This is a genomic window from Nonomuraea sp. WAC 01424 (assembly GCF_003947315.1).
GTDB classification, from domain to species: Bacteria; Actinomycetota; Actinomycetes; order Streptosporangiales; family Streptosporangiaceae; genus Nonomuraea; species Nonomuraea spiralis.
The window spans coordinates 308457-330397 of record NZ_QHHZ01000015.1 but is presented as its reverse complement, the minus strand read 5'-3'; the positions used below and the strand labels follow the sequence as shown (position 1 = coordinate 330397).

Sequence of the window (21941 nt, the reverse complement as noted above, 5' to 3'; positions counted from 1 at the left end):
CCGCCGTCGCCAAGGGCGACCTCACCCAGAAGATCCGCGTCGACGCCCGGGGCGAGATCCTCGAACTCAAGGAGACCATCAACACGATGGTCGACCAGCTGTCCGCCTTCGCCGACGAAGTCACCCGGGTGGCCCGCGAGGTCGGCACCGAGGGCAACCTCGGCGGTCAGGCCACCGTACGCGGGGTGTCGGGCACCTGGAAGGACCTCACCGACAACGTCAACGTCATGGCGTCCAACCTGACGAGCCAGGTGCGCAGCATCGCCCAGGTGGCCACGGCCGTGGCCAGGGGCGACCTGTCCCAGAAGATCACCGTCGAGGCCAAGGGCGAGGTCGCGGCGCTCGCCCAGACGATCAACACGATGGTCGACACGCTGAGCGCGTTCGCCGACGAGGTCACCCGCGTGGCCCGCGAGGTCGGCACGGAGGGCCAGCTCGGCGGCCAGGCCCGCGTCCCCAACGTGGCCGGCACGTGGAAGGACCTCACCGACAACGTCAACTCGATGGCCGACAACCTGACCAACCAGGTACGCAGCATCGCCCAGGTCACCACCGCCGTGGCCAAGGGCGACCTGACCAGGAAGATCGACGTCGACGCCCGCGGCGAAATACTGGAACTCAAGACCACCATCAACACCATGGTCGACCAGCTGTCCTCCTTCGCCGCCGAGGTCACCCGCGTCGCCCGCGAGGTCGGCAGCGAAGGGCGGCTCGGCGGCCAGGCCGAGGTCGAGGGCGTGTCCGGCACCTGGAAACGCCTGACCGAGAACGTCAACGAGCTGGCCGCCAACCTCACCCGCCAGGTACGCGCCATCGCCGAGGTCACCAGCGCCGTCACCTCAGGCGACCTGACCCGCTCGATCACCGTCGACGCCGAAGGCGAACTGGCCGACCTCAAGGACAACATCAACTCGATGGTCAAGTCCCTGCGCGAGACCACCACCGCCAACGAGCAACAGGACTGGCTCAAGTCCAACCTCGCCAGCATGTCCGGCCTCATGCAGGGCCACCGCGACCTGGCCACCGTCGCCGAACTCGTGATGAACGAACTCGCCCCGCTCGTCAGCGCCCAGTACGGCGCCTTCTTCTCCGCCGAGGAGAACGAACTCCAGCTCATCAGCGCCTACGGCTACCCCGCCGACCCCGACCGCCCCACCAGATTCCGCCTCGGCGAGGCGCTGGTCGGGCAGGCCGCCCGCAGCCGCAGGGTCATCGCCGTCGAGGAGGTCCCCTCCGGGACCGTCACGATCACGACCGGCCTCGGGACGATCGAGCCCGCCTCGGTGATCGTGTTGCCGATCGTGGTCGAGGAGCAGGTGCTCGGCGTGATCGAGCTGGCCTCGGTGCGGGCGTTCACCCCGGTCCACCGGGCCTTCCTCGACCAGCTCATGGAGACGATCGGCGTCAACCTCAACACGATCGTGGCCAACTCCCGCACCGACGAGCTGCTGGCCGAGTCGCAGCGGCTCGCGGGTGAGCTCCAGGCCCGTTCGGAGGAGTTGCAGCAGCAGCAGGAGGAACTCCAGCGCTCCAACGCCGAACTGGAGGAGAAGGCCACGCTGCTGGTCCGCCAGAACCAGGACATCGAGACCAAGAACCTGGAGATCGAGCAGGCCAGGCAGGAGCTGGAGGACCGGGCCCACCAGCTCACGCTGGCCTCGACGTACAAGAGCGAGTTCCTGGCCAACATGAGCCACGAGCTGCGTACGCCGCTCAACTCGCTGCTCATCCTGGCCCAGCTCCTGGCCCAGAACCACACGCGCAACCTCACGGCCAAGCAGGTCGAGTACGCCGAGATCATCCACTCGGCCGGCTCCGACCTCCTCCAGCTCATCAACGACATCCTCGACCTGTCCAAGGTCGAGGCGGGCAAGATGGACATCAACCCCGAACGCGTGCCGTTGCGCCAGCTCCTCGACTACGTCGAGGCCACGTTCCGGCCGATGACCTCGCAGAAGAGCCTCGACTTCCGCGTCACCACCGCGCCGGGCGTGCCCGCCGACCTGTTCACCGACGACTCGCGCCTGCGCCAGGTGCTGCGCAACCTGCTGTCGAACGCGGTCAAGTTCACCGAGACCGGCAGCGTCGAGCTGCGCATCGAACCGGCCGCCCAGGACGAGCCGCCCGCCTCGGTACGCCAGCACGGCGCGGCCATCGCCCTGCGCGTGGTCGACACCGGCATCGGCATCGCCGCCCAGCAGCTCGAAGCCATCTTCGGGGCGTTCCAGCAGGCCGACGGCACCACCAGCCGCAAGTACGGCGGCACCGGCCTCGGCCTGTCCATCAGCCGCGAGATCGCCCACCTGCTCGGCGGCGCGATCGCGGCGCAGAGCACGCCGGGCCAGGGCAGCGTGTTCACCCTCTACCTGCCGATCGCCCGGCCCGACTTCATCGGGATCTCCCCGAAGAAGGTCCTCGCCGATCCCGGCGTACTGGTCGAGTCCGCCCACAGCGCGGCGCCCCGGCAGGACGCGGCCGCGCCGGCCAGGCCCCACCAGCCGCAGACCCGCCGCCTGCTCGTCATCGAGGAGCGCCCGCAGGGCCTGCTGTCGCACGTGGCCGAGAGCGTGGTGACGGAGCTGGCGCCGGGCAACGACGAGACGATCGAGATCGTCACGGCCGCGGGGGCGCAGGAGGCCGGCGTCACGCTCGCCGCCGACCCCTGCCACTGCATCGTGCTCGACCTCGACCTGCCCGACCAGAGCGCCTACCGCCTGCTGGAGGCCATGGACGGCGACCAGGCCCTCAGCTCGGTGCCGGTCCTGGCCTACAACAACTGGCGGGCCAGCTCCCAGCAGGCGGCGCCGTTGCAGGGACGCGAGGGCGGCCAGCCGCTGGAGCTGCTGTCCAGCCTCGACGAGCTGCGCGAGCGCATCGCCCTGCACCTGACCGCCGACCAGCCCGGTGACGTGCTGCCCCTGATCCGGGCCGGGAACGTCAACCAGCTCCCCGGGGCCGAGATCGACTCCTCGCTGACGGGCCGGACCGTGCTGATCGTCGACGACGACGCGCGCAACCTGTTCGCGCTGACCAGCATGTTGGAGGTGCACGGCATCGACGTGCTGCACGCCGAGGACGGCCGCAAGGGCATCGACACGCTCGTCGCCAACCCGCGGATCGACCTCGTGCTGATGGACGTGATGATGCCCGAGATGGACGGCTACACCGCCACCGCCCGCATCCGCGCGATGCCGCGGTACGCCGACCTGCCCATCATCGCGGTCACGGCCAAGGCCATGCCGGGCGACCAGGAGAAGACGCTGGCCGCCGGGGCGAGCGACTACGTGACCAAGCCGGTCGAGGCCGACCACCTGGTCGAACGCATCCGTCACTGGCTCGGCGCCTGAACCCGTCCCCCCAAGGAGCAACGCAGTGCACCACCCGCACGATCCGGCGGACGCCGTGCCGCCGGAACGTACCGAGCCGCCCAACCTCGGCCGGCTGGCCGCGACGGTCGACCGCCTGCACGGCCGGATCCTTGAGGCCCAGCGGGCCGCCGAGGGCCGCGCCCTGGTCGAGGTGGCCAAGGGTGTCCTCGTCGAACGCCTGCAGTGCAGCCTCGCCGCCGCCGCCCGGCAGCTCGCCACCCTGGCCGAGCAGGCGGGGGTGACGCAGCTCGAACTGGCCGCCGACATCATCAACCAGGCGGCCCAGGACCGTATCAGCGAGGCCGCGCGCGACTTCCTGACCTCGGCCCGCTCAGAGGGGACGGCCGGGGAATCGACCGAAGCGGCCGCCGGGGTGGCGGTGCGGCTGCGTACCGCCGAGAACGGGGCGCTGACCGCCACCGACGCGCAGGCCGTGGCGCAGTCGCTGCTGGAGCAGGCCCTGTCGGCGCTCGGCGCGACGACGGTCGCCATCTGGGAGGCCGGACCGGACGCGTCGCTCACGCTGGCCGGCTACGCGGGGCTGGGCGACGAGGAGGCCAGGCGCTGGCGATACGTGCCGCCGGGCGTGGCCACTCCGGCCCGCCGCGCGCTGCTGGCCCGCGGCACGGTGTGGCTGGACGACCTGGCCGCCGTCGGCCTGCCCTCGATCGGGCAGCACCAGACCCCGGGCGCCCGCGCGGCCGCGCCGGCCGGGACGGGCGGCCAGATCCTGGGCGTGCTGGAGATCGGCTGGCCGCAGCCGATGCCGCGGCCGGACCCGCGGGTCGTCAAGCAGATCGAGGTCCTGGCCGACCTGTGCGCGCGCACCTTCGAGAGCGCCGGCCAGGCCCGCGACGAGCCGCAGGTGCTGCCGGAGCTGATCGACCTGGCCGACGCGCTACCGGACGGCGCCCTGGTGCTGCGCCCGCAGCTGGGCACCGAGGGCAGGATCACCGACTTCCGCATCGTGCACGCCAACGCCCGCTTCGCCGACCCGGCCGGGCTGCGGGGCGGCGAGGTCGTCGGCAGCCTGTTCCTGGAGGCGTACCCGCTGGCCGCCGACAAGGGCGCGCTGCTGTCCAGGATCGAGCACGTGCACGCCACCGGCGAGACGTTCAGGGCCGAGAAGATGACGGTCACCGCCCTGGTCGGCGCGATCCCGCTGCACACCGTCGCCGGCGTCTCCGTCATCCGGCTGGGTGACGGCGTGCTGCTCATCTGGCGGTTGCAGGACCAGGACGCCCAGCTCGCCAACCTGCTCCAGCACGCCCAGCGCCTCGGGCGCATCGGCGGGTTCGAGGAGAACCTGCTGACCGGCGAGATCGTCTGGAACGCCCAGCTCTACGGCCTGTACGGCATGGCCCCCGACGAGCCGCCCATCCCGCTCGAACAACTGGCCGGGCACGCCCACCCGGACGACGCTGTGACCATCGGCCGTTTCGTCCGCGCCGTGCTGCACCAGCGCCGCCCGGCCTCCACCGCGTACCGGCTCCAGCGTTCCGACGGCACCGTACGGCACATCAGGGTCGTCGCCGAACCGGTCTTCGACGACAGCGGCCTGCTGCTGGCCATCCGCGGCGCCTACCAGGACATCTCCTCCCAGCACTGGACCGAGGTCGCCCTGGCCGCCACACGCGACCAGCTCGCCCACACCGAGCAGCAGGCCGCCGAGCGCAACCGGCTGGCGCTCCAGCTCCAGCAGGCGATCATGCCGCCGAGCCGGGAGCCGCTGGAGGCGTTCGACCTGCAGATCGCCGTACGCTACCGGCCGGCCGAGAAGGAGCACCTGGTCGGCGGCGACTGGTACGACGCGGTCGTGTTGCCGTCCAAGCAGATCCTGTTGTCGGTCGGCGACGTCGCCGGGCACGGCATCGAGGCGGCCACCGGCATGGTCGTGCTGCGCAACGCGCTGCGCGGCCTGGCCGCCGCCGGCGCGGGCCCGGGGCAGCTGCTGACCTGGCTCAACCTGGTCGCCCACCACCTGACCGCGAACGTCACCGCGACGGCGATCTGCGGCCTGCTCGACCCCCGTACCCGGGTGCTGCGCTACGCCAGGGCCGGGCACCTGCCGCCCATCCTGGTCCGGGACGGCCGGGCCCGGGAGCTCGACATGACCCAGGGCCTGCTGCTCGGGGCCGTCGCCGAGGTCGAGTACGAGGAGAGGCGCGTCCAGCTCGCCCCCGACGACATCCTGCTCATGTACACCGACGGCCTGATCGAACGCCGCGGCGTCAACCTGCACGAGTCGCAGCAGCGGCTCCTGGACACCGCCCGGCAGCCCGCGGCCACCCTGGAACAGCGCCTCGACCATCTCCTCACCCACAGCAACTCCGACACCGACGACGACACGTGCATCATCGGCGCCCGCCTCCAGTAGCGCCGCGCGCCGAGGCCACACCACCGGACGCCGGTCCCGGAAAGGGCGCCGGTGGTTTGCCGGGCCTTTGTCTGGAAAGCAACCAGAACCGGGTCCCCCGCCACGCCACGTTCAGGCAGGACTGATCAAGACCATGGGCATGGAACCGGAGCTGCGCTGCCCCATCAGCACCGACCTCGACGCCATCCGCGGCCTCGTGCGCGGTTACGCCGGGCGGGGCGGGCTGGCCGGGGAACGCCTGGACAACTTCGTGCTGGCGGTCAACGAGGCGGTCACGAACGTGCTCGACCACGGCGGCGGCGCCGGCACGGTGCTGGCCCGGGGCCGTCCCGGTGGCGTCACCGTGGAGATCGCCGACACCGCCGGCCTGCTGAGCGCCGGCCACCTGGCCGCGGCCAGGCACGGCCGGGCGCGTACGGAGGGGTTCGGCTTCGGCCTGTGGCTGATCCAGCACCTGTGCGACGGCGTCGATCTCGACCAGAGCGCGGACGGCTCCCGGTTACGCCTGCACATGGACGTACGGGAGGCGGACGTACGGCGGCCCGCCGGCCGGCTCGTCCGGCACGAGGCGGAACCAGAGTGGCCGGACCAGCCGGCGGCCGGGACCGGTTAGACCGACACAATCCGCAATTTCCAGTGTTATTCCGATTTTTCCGGAAAAGGCATGCGCAAAACCCCGGCCGGTAATTCGGCGCGCCCTTTCCGCTGGTCAGCTGCCCCTAGGATGAGGCAGGTGAAATACATGCTGCTGATCTACAGCAACCCCGCCGCCCAGCAGGCCGTGGCCGACGGCTTCGACCAGGTCATGGCCGAGGTCGACGCGCTCATGCAGGAGCTGGAGGAGAGCGGCGAGCTGGTCGGAGGTCAGGCGCTGGGCGATCCCGCCTCGTCCAAGACGGTCATGGTGCGCGACGGCGTGCCCGCCGTCACCGACGGGCCCTTCCTGGAGGCCAAGGAATACCTGGCGGGCTACCTGACCGTCGACTGCGCGAGCGTCGAGCGGGCCACCGAGATCGCCGCACGCTGGCCCGACGCGCGGCTGTGCGCCATGGAGGTGCGGCCGGTCCTCGACGAGGTGGCCGAGTGATCGAAGGGCTGCTGCGCGAGCTGGCGCCGCAGGTGCTCGGCGTGCTCGTCCGCCGTTACGAGCAGTTCGACGCGTGCGAGGACGCCGTGCAGGAGGCCCTGCTCGACGCCGCCGTGCAGTGGCCCGCCCAGGGTGTCCCGGACAACCCGCGGGCCTGGTTGATCACGGTCGCCTCCCGGCGCGTCATCGACCACATCCGCAGCGAGAGCGCGCGCCGGCGGCGGGAGGAGAGCGCGGCGGTGGCCGCGCCGGCCGACGAGTTCGTCGCGCCCGCGCCGGGCGAGGAACGCACTCCGGCCGGTGACGACACGCTGACGCTGCTGTTCCTGTGCTGCCACCCGTCGCTGTCGGAGCCCTCGCAGCTCGCGCTCACGCTGCGGGCCGTGGGCGGCCTGACCACGGCGCAGATCGCGGCGGCGTTCCTGGTGCCGGAGGCGACGATGGCCCAGCGCATCAGCCGGGCCAAGCAGCGCATCAAGTCCACCGGGGTGCCGTTCGGGCCGCCGCCGGAGCCGGAGCGCGCCGAACGGCTGCGCGTGGTGCTCCACGTGCTCTACCTGATCTTCAACGAGGGTTACACCGCCACCTCCGGGCCCGACCTGCAGCGGCCCGAGCTGACCGCCGAGGCGATCAGGCTGGCCCGGCTCGTCCGCCGGCTGCTGCCCGACGACGGCGAGGTCGCCGGGCTGCTGGCGCTCATGCTGCTGACCGAGGCGCGGCGGGCGGCGCGCACCGGGCCGGGCGGGTCGCTCGTGCCGCTCACCGACCAGGACCGTTCCCTGTGGGACCGGCGGCTCGTCGAGGAGGGTGTGGAGCTGGTCAGCAAGGCGCTGGCCACCAGCGCGCTCGGCCCGTACCAGTTGCAGGCGGCGATCGCGGCCGTGCACGACGAGGCGCCCACGGCCGCCGAGACCGACTGGCCGCAGATCCTCGCCCTCTACGGCGTGCTGGCCGGGCTGGAGGACAACCCGATGGTCCGGCTCAACCAGGCCGTGGCCGCCGCCATGGTCAACGGCCCGCGCGCCGGGCTCGACCTGCTCGACGGCCTGGCCGCCGACGACCGGCTCGCGGGTCACCACCGGCTTGCCGCCGTACGCGCCCACCTGCTGGAGATGGACGGCGACACCGAGGGGGCCGCGCGCGCCTTCCGCGAGGCGGCCCGGCGTACGCTGAGTCTGCCTGAGCAGCGCTATCTCGAAGGCAAGGCCGCCGCGCTCGCTTGACAACGATTTTTTTCGGTGCAATCGTTTCACCCATGTACGAAGTGGCAGTGATCGAAGACGCGGCGGCCGCCGAGGCGTCGCTCGACCCGATGCGGTCGAAGTTGCTGGCCGAGCTGGTCGAACCGGGCTCTGCCACGTCCCTGGCCGCCAAGGTGGGCCTGGCCAGGCAGAAGGTCAACTACCATCTGCGCACCCTCGAACGCCACGGGCTGGTCGAGCTGGTCGAGGAGCGCAAGAAGGGCAACGTCACCGAGCGCGTGATGCAGGCCACGGCCGCCTCCTTCGTGATCTCCCCCACAGCGCTGGCCTCGGTGCAGCCCGACCCGGCGAAGTCGCCCGACCGGCTGTCGGCACGCTGGCTGCTGGCGCTGGCGGCGCAGCTCGTCCGCGACGTCGGCACGCTGCTCACCGGCGCGGCCAAGGCGCAGAAGAAGGTGGCCACGTTCGCGATCGACGGCGAGGTGCGCTTCGCCTCGGCCGCCGACCGGGCCGCGTTCGCCGAGGAGCTGGCGCAATGCGTGACGTCGCTGGTCAGCAAATATCATGACGAGTCCACGGAAGGCGGGCGGGAACATCGCCTGATCGTCGCCGTGCACCCGTCCGTGAAGAAGGGCTCCTGAGGTGGGGCGCGAGTTCGAGATCCCCCTTGAGTCCCTGGTCGAGGCGACGCCCGAGCAGGTGTGGTCGGCCATCACGACCGGGCCGGGCATCGACTCGTGGTTCATGGGACGCAACGAGGTCGAGGGCGGCGCGGTCCGCACCGCCTTCGCCGGGGCCGAGCTGCCCGAGTCCCGGGTGAGCGCCGACGAGCCGCTCAAGCACTTCGCCCACTCCGCCACGCCGGGCCCCGACGGCCGCTTCGTCGCCTACGAGTTCCTGCTGGAGGGCCGCGGCCAGGGCAGCACCCTCGTCCGCATGGTCACCAGCGGCTTCCTGCCCGGCGACGACTGGGAGCACGAGTACGAGGCCATGTCCGCGGGCACGGCCCTGTTCTTCGCCACGCTGACGGAGTACCTCACCCACTTCGCCGGCCGCGGCGCGACCCCGCTCACCGAGTCCGGCCCGCCGGTGGCCGACTGGCCGCGCGCCTGGCGGACCCTGCACGCCGCCCTCGGCGGCCCGCCCGAGCCCGGCGACACCGTCCGGCTCACCCCGCCCGGCCTGCCGCCGGCCCAGGGCGTCGTCTACTTCCGCAACGGCCAGACCGTCGGCGTCCGCACCTCCGACGCCCTCTACCGGTTCGTCCAGGGCATGGGCGGCACCATGCTCGTCATGCACCTGCTGTTCGGCGACCCCGAGGGCCAGGCGGCGGCCTGGCGGTCCTGGCTGGAGGATCTGTACGCGGATCGGGCATGACTCCCGCATGAACGTGGTGGCGCTGTCGGACACCCACGCGCCGGGACGGTGGCGCTCCTGCCCGCCCCGGTCCACGTGGTGAAGGGCAACAACGACGGCCCCGACGTGGAGGCGCCGCAGACGCTGGAGCTGACCCTGGAGGGCCTGCGGATCGGGATGATCCACGACAGCGGGCCCGCCAAGGGCCGCCTGGCCCGCCTGCGCCGCCGGTTCCCCGAGGCCGCCCTGGTGGTCTTCGGCCACTCGCACATCCCCCTCGACGAGTCCGGCGACGGGCTGCGCATCTTCAACCCGGGCTCCCCCACCGACCGCCGCCGCCAGCCGCACGGCACGCTGGGGCTGCTGACCGTCGAGAACGGCGTGCTGACCCGCGCGGAGATCGTGCCCGTCACCTGAGGGGCTCGACGGTGACCGGGACACCGTTGAGCGCGGCCGTGCCGGAGAGCTCGTCCAGGCGGGCGGGGTCGGTGAGGTCGTTGGCGCTGGCGCCGCCGAGCGTGGACGCGACCGACAGCAGCACGCCCGGCCGGTCGTGGCCGTAGCCGTGCGGCAGGCTGACCACGCCGGGCATGACGTCCTCGCTCGCGCTGACCTCCACCGTCACCTCGCCGCTGCGCGAACGCACCCGGACCGGCCCGCCGTCGGTCAGGCCGCGGGCGCGCAGGTCGTCGGGGTGCATGAGCAGGTGGTGCCGGGGACGGCCCTTGACCAGCCGGGCCGAGTTGTGCAGCCAGGAGTTGTCGTCACGCAGGTGGCGGCGGCCGATCAGCAGCAGTTCGGCGGCCCGCGGCGCGGTCAGGAGCTCGTCGCGGGCCCGTTCGAGCCCGGCGAGCAGCACGGGCGGCGCGGCGTCCACGCGCCGCCCATGGGTGCGCAGCCGGCCCGGCAGGCTCGGCCGGAGCGGGCCCAGGTCCAGCCCGTGCGGGTGGCGGCGCAGCTTGGCCACGCTCAGCCGGTACGGCCCCGCCCGCAGCCCGAGATCCACGATCCGCTCGGGCGTGAGCCGCAACACGAGCCGGTCGGAGAACGAGCCGGCGCGGACCAGGCGGCTGTAGCGCCGGGCCAGCTCGCGCAGGATCTCCCAGTCGTGCCGGGCGTCCGGCGTCCTCGGCAGCACGGCCGGGGTGTAGCGGGCGCGGTCGCGGACCGCGACCAGGTTGAAGACGAGGTCGTAGTGGTCGCGTTCGAGCAGGTCGGTGGGCGGGAGGATGACGTCGGCGTGCCGGGTGGTCTCGTTGACGTAGAAGTCGAGGCTGACCATGAAGTCCAGCTCCCCGAGGGCCCGCGACAGCTCGTGCCCGGCGGGGGCCGAGCGCACCGGGTTGCCGGCGATGGTCAGCAGCGCCCGCACCTGTCCCTCCCCCGGGGTGCGGATCTCCTCGGCGAGCGCGGCGGCGGGCAGCTCGCCGCCGAACTCCGGCAGGCCCCGCACCCGGCTGCGCCACCTGTCCTCGTGGCCCGGGTCGATCACCCGGTTGTGTACGGGATCGACGGCGGGCCTGCTCATCAGCGTGCCGCCGGGCCGGTCGAGGTTGCCGGTGACCAGGTTCAGCAGCTGGATCCCCCACTGGCACAGGGTGCCGAAGCGCTGCGTGGACACGCCGACCCGGCCGTAGGCGGCGGCAGCGCCCGCGGCGGCGAACTCGTCCGCGACCCGGACGATCACCTCGGCCGGCACGCCGGTGACCGCGGCGGCCCGCTCGGGCGTGAACACCGCCAGCGCCCGCGTCAGCCGGTCGAGCCCGTCCACGTAGGGCGCGGGACGGGCGGCGCCCTCGGCGATGATCCGGCCGACCATGGCCAGGATGAGCGCCGCGTCGGTGCCGGGCCGGACGAAGTGGTGCTCGTCGGCCAGCCGGGCGCTCTCCGTACGGCGCGGGTCGAACAGCACCATCCGGCCGCCGCGGGCACGCAGGTCGCGGATGCGCCTGACGATGCCGGGCGCGCTCATCACGCTGCCGTTGGAGACGGCCGGGTTGGCGCCGAAGGCCAGGAAGTAGGCCGTACGGTCGATGTCGGGCACCGGGAGCAGCCATTGGCTGCCGTACAGGTGGCGGGCGACGTACTGGTGGGGAAGCTGGTCCAGGGAGGCTGCGGAGAACCGGTTGCGGGTGCCCAGCAGGCGGGCGAACGGCGGCGCGTGCGTCAGCGCTCCCATGCTGTGCACGACGGGGTTGCCGAGCTAGACGGCGACGGCGTCGGCGCCGTGCTCGGCGCGCGTCCGGGCCAGCTTGGCCGCGACCAGGTCGAACGCGTCCGGCCAGGGGATCTCCCGCCAGCCGTCCGGGGTGCGCAGCACGGGACGGCGCAGCCGGTCGGGGTCCTCGCGTATGTCCTGGAGGGCCAGCGCCTTGGGGCACAGGTGCCCGGCCGACAGCGGGTCGTCCGCGTCGCCCCGGACGCCGGTGATCCGGTCGCCGTCCAGGTCGAGGCGCAGGCCGCACATGGCCTCGCACAGGTTGCAGGTCGCCAGCCGGGTCGCCATGTGACCAGGCTATGAGCGATCACGCCCGTACCGGCGACGCCACCCCGGCGACCCGGCCGCGGCGGGTCAGGCGCCGCGCCACCGGCTGAGCGTGCCACCGGGCGCGGGCGGCAGCGGCCGGTCGCGCAACCACGCCGTCAGCAGCGCCCCGGCCGGGACGTACCGCTCGGCGTGCGCGGCGAACTCCTCCGTGGTGACGCTGCCGTGCCGGCGGCCCTCGGCCCAGGACCGCAGGAGCGTGAAGAACACCTGGTCGCCGGCGGCCCGGCGCAGGGCGTGCAGGGTCAGCGCGCCGCGCTTGTAGACGCGGTCGTCGAACAGCGCGGCCGGGCCCGGGTCGGCCAGCGCGAACTCCTGCGGCAGCGCGGCCAGCCTGCGGTGCCAGCGCAGCGCGTGCGCCGCGCCGGGCGGGCCGCCCGACCGCTCCGACCACAACCACTCCGCGTACGTGGCGAAGCCCTCCTGGAGCCAGATGTCGGACCAACGGGCCACGGTGAGGCTGTTGCCGAACCACTGGTGCGCCAGCTCGTGCGCGACCAGCCGCTCGCAACCGCGGGCGCCGTCCACGTGGTTCCTGCCGAAGATCGACATGCCCTGGGCCTCGACCGGGATGTCCAGGTCGTCGTCGGTCACCACGACGGTGTAGCCGCTGAACGGGTAGGGCCCGAACAGCTCGCCGAACAACGCCATCATCTCGCCCTGCCGGCCGAAGTCGTGCCGTACGCGGGCGGCCAGCCGCGCCGGGTGGGCCAGCCGCGTCCCGCCCGCCTCCGAGAGCTGGTAGCGCCCGATCTGCACGCTGGCCAGGTACGTCGCCATCGGCTCGGCCTGCTCGTAGACCCACGTCGTGGTCCCGGCCGCCCGCCGCCTGGCGGTGAGCACGCCGTTCGCGATCACCTGGTACGCCGGCGCCGTCGTGACCGAGATCCGGTAGGACGCCTTGTCGTCCGGCCGGTCGTTGCACGGGAACCAGGACGGCGCGCCGATCGGCTGGCCGGCCACGAGCGCGCCGTCGGACAGCTCCTCCCAGCCGAGCCCTCCCCAGGGGCTGCGCACCGGTACGGGACTGCCCGCGTACCGCACCTCGACGACGGCCCGCGCCCCGGCGGCCACCGGGGCGGGCAGGGCGAGGCGCAGCTTGCCCTGCCCGTGGGTGTGGCGGACGGCCCGGCCGTCCACGCTGACGCCCGAGACGCGGAAGTGCCCGAGGTCGAGGACGAGCTCGCCGAGCGGCTCGGCGGCCGTGACCGTCAGGCGGGCCGTGCCGTCGAGCCGGTTGGCCGCGATCCGGTAGTTCAGCGACAGGTCGTAGTGCTCGACCGCGTACCGGTGGTCGCCATGCCCCGGGAAGTACGAGGTCATCGCCACGCCGAGACGGGGTTGCCGAACCACCGGCTGCCGCCGGGCACGGCCTCGCCACGCATGACCAGGGACGCCGGTCCGACCGTCGTCCCCTCACCCACCCGCGCCGCCGGCAGGACGACGCCGTGGGGGCCGAGCGTCGCGCCGGCCTCCAGCGTCACCGTGTCCATGCTCATCACCCGGTCGTGGAACAGGTGCGTCTGCAACACGCACCCCCGGTTGACGCACGCGCCGTCGCCGAGTGTCACCAGATCCGCCTCCGGCAGCCAGTACGTCTCGCAGGTAACCCCACGTCCGATGCGTGCCCCGAGTGAGCGCAGCCACACGTTCAGCGCGGCGGTCCCGAGCCACGCCTGGGCGAACCAGGGTGCCGCCAGCACCTCGACGAAGTTGTCCGCCAGCTCGTTGCGCCACACGAACGAGCTCCACAGCGGCCTGTTCCCGGCCGGGATCCGGCCGACCAGCACCCATTTGGCGGCCGTGACGACCGCCGCGGCGAGCACCCCGGCGGCCAGCACGACCACGCCGCCCAGCGCGGCCGCCACCGCGAAGCCGTACCCGGCGGCCAGCCACTCGAAGGCCGCGACGGCCAGGACGGCCAGCGCGACCACGCCCATCGCGGGCACCACCCGGCACGGCAGGGCCAGCGCCCGCGCGGCCCTGAACCGCGCGGGCGGGTCGTAGGTCCTGCTGGGGTCGGCCTCCTCGGCGGTGCGGCGCAGCTTCATGGGCGGCATGCCCACGTACGACGAGCCGGACTTGGCCTTCTTCGGCGTCGCCGACAACACGCCGACCAGGCCGTCCTTGGGCACCTTGCGGCCGGGCGCGGTCATCCCGGAGTTGCCGAGGAAGGCACGCTTGCCGATCCGCGCCTCGGCCAGGCGCATCCACCCGCCGTCCAGCTCGTACGGGGCCACCATGGTGTCGTCGGCCAGGAACGCGCCGTCGCCGACGGAGGTCATCGTGGGCAGCGCGAGAACCGTGGACAGCTCCGCGCCGCGGCCCACCTTCATGCCGAGCGCCCGCAGCCAGACGGGCGTCAGGACGCTGGCGTACAGCGGGAACAGCCACACGCGGGCCGCGGCCATCAGCCTGCCGGTGACCCACGCCTGCCAGGCCTGGCGGCTGTGCACGGGGTGGTGCCCCGGGTTCAGCCCCAGGCCCAGGAGCCGCACGCTGACCAGCGTGACCAGGGCGAAGGCGGCCATTCCGGCGAGCGTGGCCGGCGGCACGGCGAGCAGGGCGGCGGCCAGCGCGCCGCCGAGCGTGGTCTCGTCCCCGGCGAAGGCGGCCAGGACCGCGAGCGCGACCCCGGCGGCGGCCACCGGGAGCAGGCTGAGCACGATCGCGCTCACCCCGTACAACGCCACCCACGGGCGGGAGCGGGCGGCGCGCTCGGCGGGGCGGGAGCGGCGCGGCTTGCCCTGACGGAAGGCCGGGACACCGGCCCAGCGCTCGCCCGCGGGGACCGCACCGGCGACCGCGGAACCCGGCGCGACCTGGGAGTTCTTGCCGACGCGGGCGCCGGGCAGCAGGGTCGAGCGGGAGCCGACCGTGGCGCCGGCGCCGATGCGGATCTCGCCGACGTGCAGCCGGTCGCCGTCGTACCAGTGGCCGGCGAGGTCGACCTCCTGCTCTACGGAGGCGCCCCTGCCCAGCTTGAGCAGGCCGGTGATCGGCGGGGGCGAGTGCAGGTCGGCGTCCGGGCCGACGGTGGCGCCGAGCAGACGGGCGTACCAGGCCATCCAGGGCGCGCCGGCCAGGTCGGGCACGCCGAGCCGTTCGGCGAACCGCTCGGCGAACCACAACCGCAGGTGCACGCCGCCGCCGCGCGGGTACGTCCCGGGCCGCACGCCGCGCAGCAGCAGCCGGGCGACCGCCGCCGACAGGCCCATGCGTCCCATGGGGGTGACGAACGCCAGCGCGCCCAGCGTCACCCACCACCACGACAGCGGCGGCGCCCACGGCGGGGCGAGCACGTTGCCGAGTGCGGCGAGCGGCACGATCCAGCGCAGCGCGCCCACGGTGAGCAGCGGGATCATGAGCACGGTCTGCGTCAGCGCGGCCCGCCTCGGCATGGGGGCCACGGGGGCCGCCCGCACGGGCGTCCGGTCCTGCGGGCCGCCCCTGGCGGTCAGCAGTCGCGCCAGCCCGGCGAGGGTCGGGTGCGCGTAGACGTCGCCGACCGCGACGTCGGGATGCGCGGCCCGCAACACCGACACCAGGCGGGCGGCGGCCAGGCTGGTGCCGCCGTCGGCGAAGAAGTCCGCCTCCGGCCCGTCCGGGCTCACGCCCAGGATCTCGGTCCAGTGCTCGGACAGCAGCGCCTCGGCCCGGGTCAGACCGGCGGCGGTCTGGGCCGGTCCTTCCAGGGGCCACGGCAGCGCGTCCCGGTCGATCTTGCCGGAGGTCCTGGTGGGCAGCTCGTCCACGGGGGCCAGGCGCGGCACGAGCGCGGCGGGCAGCGAACCGGCCAGCAGCTCCCGCGCCTGACCGGCGTCGAAGCCCGGCCCGGGGACGACGTAGCCGACGAGCACCTGATGGCCGCCGCCCGCGGTGCGGACGGCCGCCGCGGCGCCGGTGACGCCCGGCAGCGCGCTCAGGGCGGCGTCCACCTCGCCGAGCTCGATCCTGCGCCCGCCCAGTTTCACCTGGTCGTCGGCGCGGCCGGCGAAGAGCAGTCCTTCGGGCTCGGCGCGTACGAGGTCGCCGCTGCGGTAGGCGCGCTCCCAGCCCAGGGACGGCAGCGGCGCGTACTTCTCGGCGTCCTTGGCCGGGTCCAGGTAACGGGCCAGGCCGACGCCGCCGATGATCAGCTCGCCGGTCTCCCCCATGGCGACCGGCTCGCCCGTCTCGTCCACGACCGCCAGGTCCCAGCCGTCCAGGGGCAGCCCGATGCGTACGGGCCCCTCGCCGGTGAGCCGCGCGGCCGAGGCCACCACGGTCGCCTCGGTGGGCCCGTAGGTGTTCCACACCTCGCGGCCGGGGACGGCCAGCCGTTCGGCGAGCTCGGGCGGGCACGCCTCTCCGCCGAAGATGAGCAGCCTGATGCCGTCGAGGTGCGCGGCGGGCCACAGCGCGGCCAGCGTCGGCACGGTCGAGACGACGGTGACCCCCTGCTCGGCGAGCCAGGGGGCCAGGTCCATGCCGGTGCGTACGAGGGCCCTGGGGGCGGGCACCAGGCAGGCGCCGTGCCGCCAGGCCAGCCACATCTCCTCGCAGGAGGCGTCGAAGGCCACCGACAACCCGGCCAGCACCCGGTCACCCGGGCCGAGCGGCCGGTCCTGGAGGAAGAGCCCGGCCTCGGCGTCGGCGAACGCTGCGGCCGACCGGTGTGTCACCGCCACGCCCTTCGGCCTGCCGGTGGACCCGGAGGTGAAGATGATCCAGGCGTCGTCGTCGGGGGTGGGCCGCTCGGGGGCCGCGGTCTGCCTGACGCGGACGGGCGGGCCACCGTCGAGCACGACGTCGTCGTCGGCCTCGGCGAAGACGAGTTCGGCGCGTTCGTCGGGGTCGTCGGCGTCCACGGGCACGTACGCGGCGCCGGCCGCGAGCACGGCGAGGATGGAGACGTACAGGTCGGCGGTGCCGGAGGCGATGCGTACGCCGACCCGGGCGCCGCGCCCGACGCCGGCCGCGGCGAGGGCGTCGGCGACCCGGTCGACGTCGGCGCGCAGCGACCGGTAGTCAAGACGGACGGTGCCGTCGTCCAGCGCGGGCGCCTCGGGGTGGCGGCGGGTGGTCTCGTCGAGGATGTCGATCAGGGTGCGGGGCGGCGGGGCCAGCATGCCCGCGGGGTAGACCGCCGACGCGGTCCGCAGTCGTAAATCAGCCGAGTCGGTGCGCAAACGCTGCTCCTTCGGTCGGACGGTCGGCCATGGCCCATCCATGCCGCGGCCCGCCACTGTCGTGGCGTTCGCGCCACCTCCGTTCGCAACGGTCGTCGATTCGCCAACTATTCCACGATGTGACGGAGATCGCCGTCCATGGCGGCGCGCCGCCCGAGCCCGCCGACGCCTGCCTCCAGGAGATCGGCCGGGCCGGGCGGGCGGGTCAGCGTAGCCAGGACTCGACGCCGGCCAGCAGCTCCGCCTTGAGGGCGGCGGGCGCGAACGAGGCGGTGATCGAGGCGCGGGCCAGCTCGGCCAGGACGTCGTCGCCGTACCCGAAGATCTCGCGCAGGCGGACGTACTCGGCGGCCAGGGCCGTCTCGCCGTCGGTGTTGACCGTGACCGCGAGCCCGGCTGCACGCAGGCGCGGCAGCGGATGCTCGGCCAGCGACGGCACGAGCCCGAGCAGGACGTTCGAGGTGGGACAGACCTCCAGCGGGATCCCGCGCTCGCGCACCTCGGCGACCAGGTCCGGGTCGTCGAGCACCCGGATGCCGTGGCCGAGCCGCTCGGTGTGCCCGAGGTCCAGCGCCTCGCGGATGCTCGCGGGACCGGCCGCCTCGCCCGCGTGGTGCACCAGGTGCAGGCCCGCGTCCCTGGCCGCCTCGAACACCTCGGCGAACGGCGCCAGCGGGTACGCCTCGTCGCCCGCCAGCCCGAGCCCGATCACCTCGTCGTAGCGGGTGGCCAGCTGGTACGTCTGCCACAACCGCTCCAGAGGCCGCCGCCTGGAGTGGTCGAGCAGCACCCGGGCCTCGATGCCGTACCGCCTGCCCTCGGCCAGCCCGTCGAGCACGGCCTCCAGCGGCATCTCCGGCGCGCCCACCCGCTCCCCGTGGGAGGCGGCGGTGAAGGTCACCTCGACGTAGCGGGTGCCCTGGGCGGCCTCGTCCTCGCAGAACTCCAGGGCGACGCGCCGGAAGTGCTCGGGCGTACGCAGCAGGTCGCGTACCTTGGCCCGCTGGTCGGCGAACTCGCGGAAGCTCGCGAACGCCCCCTCGGGCTCCGGCGGCCCGCCCAGCTCGCGTACGGTCCGGGGACGTACGGTGCTCTCCAGGTGGACGTGCAGGTGGGCCTTGGGCAGCAGGCGGAGGTCTCTCACAGCGGACGACGTTAGCGCCGGGTGATGCGAATTTTCGACTGCTTATGTGGTGACTGCTCCCAATCGTCCATGAACGTCGCCTTCAGTCCGTACCGGCGGGCCAGCTCGACCAGCGTCTCGGTGCGGTAGTAGAAGTCCTCGCGCAGGACGTGGTGCTCCTTGCCCTCGGTCCTGTCGAAGGTGAAGTCGAACCAGCCGTCCGGCTTCATGATCCGGCCCACGTGGGCGAAGCACTCCTCGATGACCTCGATCGGCGAGTGCGAGAAGACGCTGTGGGCGTGGACGACGTCGAAGTGCTCGTCCGGCAGGAACGCGAAGCGCAGGTCGCGCACCGGCGCCAGGTACGGCAGCTTGTCCTGCAGCGCGTGCTTGTCGATCGTGTCCTGGGCGGCCAGGAGGATGTCGGGCGAGATGTCGATGCCGTAGTAGTTGCCGGTGAAGAGGTAGCCGATGAACAGGCGGCCGGCGCGCAGGTTCCCGCAGCCGATCTCCAGCATCCGGCAGTCCGGCTTGAGCCCGTGCTCGACGAGGTAGTCGAACTGCATGCGCCCCAGAGCGAGCCATCGCCGGTGGTTGTGCGAGCCCACGGCGCCCGCCGGGTCGCGGGCCGTGTCGGACCTCATGACGGCGCGGTAGTAGTCGACGTGGTCGTGGGCGCGGAGCCTGAACCAGGTGTCGCGGGCCAGCCGGCGCAGGTGGGGGGCGATCCTGTCGGGGTGCCTCAACGCGTATGCGGCCTGGTGGACGAGGCTCGTACGGGAGCGTTTCACGTTGGGCAATGTAGGTGCGGGCCACCCGGTACGGTCCGGGGACGCGACACTCTTGAGCCGCCGTTTACCCGCTCTTTCCCGGTCCCGGGACACGTCACCGGGAGCGCGCGGGAGCGCCGGGGGCACCGCATGCACCGGGAGCGCCTGCGCTCGGCGCGGACGGAGGTCGTGCCTGTCGCTGGTCCCGCTGACGTGGCGGGTCGGTTCGTCGACAGTGCGGTGACGCTCCACGTCCGCACGGCGAGCCCTGCTCGGTGCGCTACCGCGTGTGTGCTGCTCGGTGCGTACTGCTCGGTGTGCGCTGCTCGGCGTGTCGGGTGTGGGCCCGGCGGTCAGCTCAGGTAGTCGCGCAACGCCATCGCCCGGGAGGGGTGGCGCAGCTTGGACATGGTCTTGGCCTCGATCTGCCTGATGCGCTCGCGGGTGACGCCGTAGACGCGGCCGATCTCGTCGAGGGTCCTGGGCTTGCCGTCGGCGAGGCCGTAGCGCATGGTGATCACGCCCGCCTCGCGCTCGGAGAGCTGGTCGAGCAAGCTGTGCAACTGCTGCTGCAGCAGCGTGAACGAGACCGCGTCGGCCGGGGAGACGGCCTCGGTGTCCTCGATCAGGTCGCCGAACTCGCTGTCGCCCTCCTCGCCGAGCGGGGTGCTCAGCGAGATCGGCTCACGGCCGTAGCTCTGCACCTCGGCGACCCGTTCGACGTCGAGGTCGGTCTCGGCGGCGATCTCCTCGGGGGTGGGCTCGCGGCCGAGGTCGGACTGCAGGCGGCGCTGCACGCGGGCCACCTTGTTGATCAGCTCCACCATGTGGACGGGGATGCGGATCGTACGGGCCTGGTCGGCCATGGCCCGGGTGATGGCCTGCTTGATCCACCAGGTGGCGTACGTGGAGAACTTGTAGCCGAGCCGGTAGTCGAACTTCTCGATCGTACGGATCAGGCCGAGGTTGCCCTCCTGGATCAGGTCGAGGAAGAGCATGCCGCGACCGGTGTAGCGCTTGGCGATGGAGACGACGAGCCGGAGGTTGGCCTCCAGCATGCGGCGCTTGGCACGAAGGCCGTCGTCGGCGATCCACTCCAGGTCGGCACGCAGGTCGGAGGACAGGGCCGGTTCGGTGTCGAGGCGTTCCCTGGCGAACAGGCCGGCCTCGATGCGCTTGGCCAGCTCGATCTCCTGCTCGGCGGTGAGCAGCGGGACGCGGCCGATCTCTTTCAGGTAGGTCTTGACCGAGTCTGCGCCGACGGCCGTGCCACCGTCGGCGATGGTGTCGTCCAGTTCGAGAACCTCTGCTGCTTGGGACAAAATTCTCTCCTCGCTCGCGTTGGGTGGACGCTCAGTGACTGAGCCGGCCTGCGGGCAGGTCCGGCGGGGAAACATCGCGGGCCGATAGGCGTCGGAACCTTCAGGACATGGGGGAACGGAAGAAGCGGGGCCTGGCGTGGCCGTCAATGACCAGGCTACCCAACGCTTCCTCGAACGCGGCTTCGACGGGACGGCCGTCACCGCCGCCCCGCCATCGGCATCTGCCTGTGACCAGCGCCGCAAGCCGGGCACCCCGCTCCGGCCCTCTCCCCGTGTCGGCACTCCAGAAGACGACTCCCCTCTCCGCTCACACTTCTCCGCTCAGGGCCCTTCCATCAGGGGCCCCTCGATCGGGGCTTTCCGATCACGGCCCCTCGATCAGGGCCTCCGTTCGCGGCTCTTCGTTCACGCCCCTCCGCTCACGGCTCGCACCGGGCCACGGTCACGCTCCCCTCCTCGACCCCGGCGAAGGCCAGCAGCCGCGCGCCCTCCGCGGCCAGCGCCTGCGTCACGCCGTCGCCCAGCGGACGGAAGGGCCTCAGCGTCAGCACGCCACCCTCAAGGTCCCACATGCCACCGACAGTTCCGCCGACGAGGAAGGTCGGATGGACGAGGGAGCCGACGCACACCCGGGCGCGCTGCTCGGGGGTCATCAGGCGGCCGCGGTCGGCGAAGGCGACGATCAGGTTGTCGAACGCCGGCAGGAAACGTACGGGGGCGGGCGCGTCCTCGGGGACGAGCGGGGCATCGGGCAGGTCATAAAGCACACGTCCCTCGCCGTCCTGATATTTCCGGAGAAAGTGCATGGATTCGAGGACCGGGCGGAGCCGCGTGAGGCCCGACCACATCTGCACGTCCATCACGCCCGCCGGGCCGAACGCGGCCAGATACCGTACGACCAGGCGCTCGACGTTCGGCTCCGGGTCCAGAGGGCGTCCCAGCCACTCCTCCGCCAGCGTGAACGGCGTCGCCCCGCCGCGCCCCCAGGTGCCGTTCGGCGGCGTGTGCACGATCGGCAGCAGCCCCTGGGGCGAGAACGCGAGCGCCGTCGGGTCGGCCTCCGGCCAGCGTTCGCGCAGCAGGTCACGAAGCCGCGGACGGGTCAGCGTACGCCCGGTCAGGTGGCCGCGGGCCAGCCGCTCCAGCTCCTCGGGGTCCACGCCGGGCATCGCCCTGCCGACGGTCGCCCGCGCGGCCCTGGACAGGGCGCGCTGCACCAGGGGCCTGATCCAGACGTAGTCGTCGGCGGGCGTCAGGTGCTGGGTGCCGCGCAGCAGCGAGCCGCGTACCACCTGCCTGCCGTACAGCAGGGCGGTGAGGTCGTCCTGGGTGAAGGCGGCCAGGCGCGTCCAGAGCCCGATGTAGGGCGCGTTGACGTCCTGCCCCTGGAGGGCGACGAGCCGCCCGACGGCCTCCAGCGGCGACAGGCCCGAACGGGCCAGGAGGAGCTGGCGGTCGAGCGTGGTCCGGTTGAGGACACCGGCACTGAGCACCACAGACGTCCTGGAGAGGGGGGCCGTGGCCGAGGCGGGGGCTCGCTGGTCGAGGGTCATGGGGCCAGCGTAGGAACCATTGCGGCAAGGTTCTTTCCGCATCTCGCGGCGGATCGGTCAGCTCGCC

At 73.0% G+C, this 21941-nt stretch carries 13 protein-coding genes and 2 pseudogenes; 8 read left to right on the top strand and 7 right to left on the bottom strand.

Features of this window, described 5'->3' with window-relative positions; translation table 11 throughout:
* The 8 genes from DMB42_RS36970 to DMB42_RS36935 all read left to right on the top strand — a co-directional run.
* The coding region (locus DMB42_RS36970) for a HAMP domain-containing protein (RefSeq protein WP_125642829.1) at positions 1-3347 on the top strand (3347 nt) is incomplete at its 5' end.
* Positions 3348-3372: 25 nt separating this feature from the next.
* The gene (locus tag DMB42_RS36965) at positions 3373-5745 is read left to right on the top strand and encodes a SpoIIE family protein phosphatase (RefSeq protein ID WP_125642826.1); all 2373 of its coding nucleotides are present in this window, start codon (positions 3373-3375) and stop codon (positions 5743-5745) included.
* 133 nt (positions 5746-5878) lie between these two features.
* The gene (locus DMB42_RS36960) at positions 5879-6358 is read left to right on the top strand and encodes an ATP-binding protein (protein WP_125642823.1); all 480 of its coding nucleotides are present in this window, start codon (positions 5879-5881) and stop codon (positions 6356-6358) included.
* 129 nt (positions 6359-6487) lie between these two features.
* Complete coding sequence (locus DMB42_RS36955) at positions 6488-6832, top strand: YciI family protein (protein ID WP_229824453.1); 345 nt, start codon at positions 6488-6490, stop codon at positions 6830-6832.
* On the top strand, positions 6829-8055 hold the full coding sequence (locus DMB42_RS36950) for an RNA polymerase sigma factor (protein ID WP_125642817.1): 1227 nt from the start codon (positions 6829-6831) through the stop codon (positions 8053-8055). Before DMB42_RS36955 ends, DMB42_RS36950 begins: the two co-directional genes overlap by 4 nt.
* Positions 8056-8087: 32 nt before the next feature.
* Positions 8088-8675, top strand: coding sequence for a helix-turn-helix domain-containing protein (locus DMB42_RS36945; protein WP_185845047.1), 588 nt, complete (start codon positions 8088-8090; stop codon positions 8673-8675).
* 1 nt (position 8676) lies between these two features.
* Positions 8677-9411 (top strand): SRPBCC domain-containing protein, encoded by a 735-nt coding sequence (locus DMB42_RS36940; protein ID WP_125642814.1) that lies wholly within the window; start codon positions 8677-8679, stop codon positions 9409-9411.
* Between the two features lie 48 nt (positions 9412-9459).
* On the top strand, positions 9460-9807 hold the full coding sequence (locus tag DMB42_RS36935) for a metallophosphoesterase (protein ID WP_260478163.1): 348 nt from the start codon (positions 9460-9462) through the stop codon (positions 9805-9807).
* Here the strand turns inward: DMB42_RS36935 and DMB42_RS36930 are convergent.
* The 7 genes and pseudogenes from DMB42_RS36930 to DMB42_RS36900 all read right to left on the bottom strand — a co-directional run bounded on the left by DMB42_RS36930 (position 9800) and on the right by DMB42_RS36900 (position 21874).
* A pseudogene (locus DMB42_RS36930) lies at positions 9800-11896 on the bottom strand (molybdopterin-dependent oxidoreductase). The gene DMB42_RS36935 and the pseudogene DMB42_RS36930 overlap by 8 nt on opposite strands.
* A 66-nt stretch (positions 11897-11962) precedes the next feature.
* On the bottom strand, positions 11963-13258 hold the full coding sequence (locus DMB42_RS36925; protein WP_125642900.1) for a M1 family metallopeptidase: 1296 nt from the start codon (positions 13256-13258) through the stop codon (positions 11963-11965).
* A complete protein-coding gene (locus DMB42_RS36920) occupies positions 13255-17106 on the bottom strand; it encodes a Pls/PosA family non-ribosomal peptide synthetase (RefSeq protein ID WP_260478162.1) in 3852 nt (1283 codons plus the stop codon). The genes DMB42_RS36925 and DMB42_RS36920 overlap by 4 nt, the downstream gene beginning before the upstream one ends.
* 205 nt (positions 17107-17311) lie before the next feature.
* On the bottom strand, positions 17312-18250 hold the full coding sequence (gene add / locus DMB42_RS36915) for an adenosine deaminase (RefSeq protein ID WP_125642809.1): 939 nt from the start codon (positions 18248-18250) through the stop codon (positions 17312-17314).
* A gap of 11 nt (positions 18251-18261) precedes the next feature.
* Positions 18262-19020 (bottom strand): class I SAM-dependent methyltransferase, encoded by a 759-nt coding sequence (locus DMB42_RS36910; protein ID WP_221762514.1) that lies wholly within the window; start codon positions 19018-19020, stop codon positions 18262-18264.
* 332 nt (positions 19021-19352) lie between these two features.
* Positions 19353-20255: pseudogene (locus tag DMB42_RS36905) on the bottom strand (RNA polymerase sigma factor); the annotation flags it as partial.
* A gap of 485 nt (positions 20256-20740) precedes the next feature.
* Positions 20741-21874, bottom strand: coding sequence for a winged helix DNA-binding domain-containing protein (locus tag DMB42_RS36900; protein ID WP_221762513.1), 1134 nt, complete (start codon positions 21872-21874; stop codon positions 20741-20743).
* Between the last annotated feature and the right edge of the window lie 67 nt (positions 21875-21941).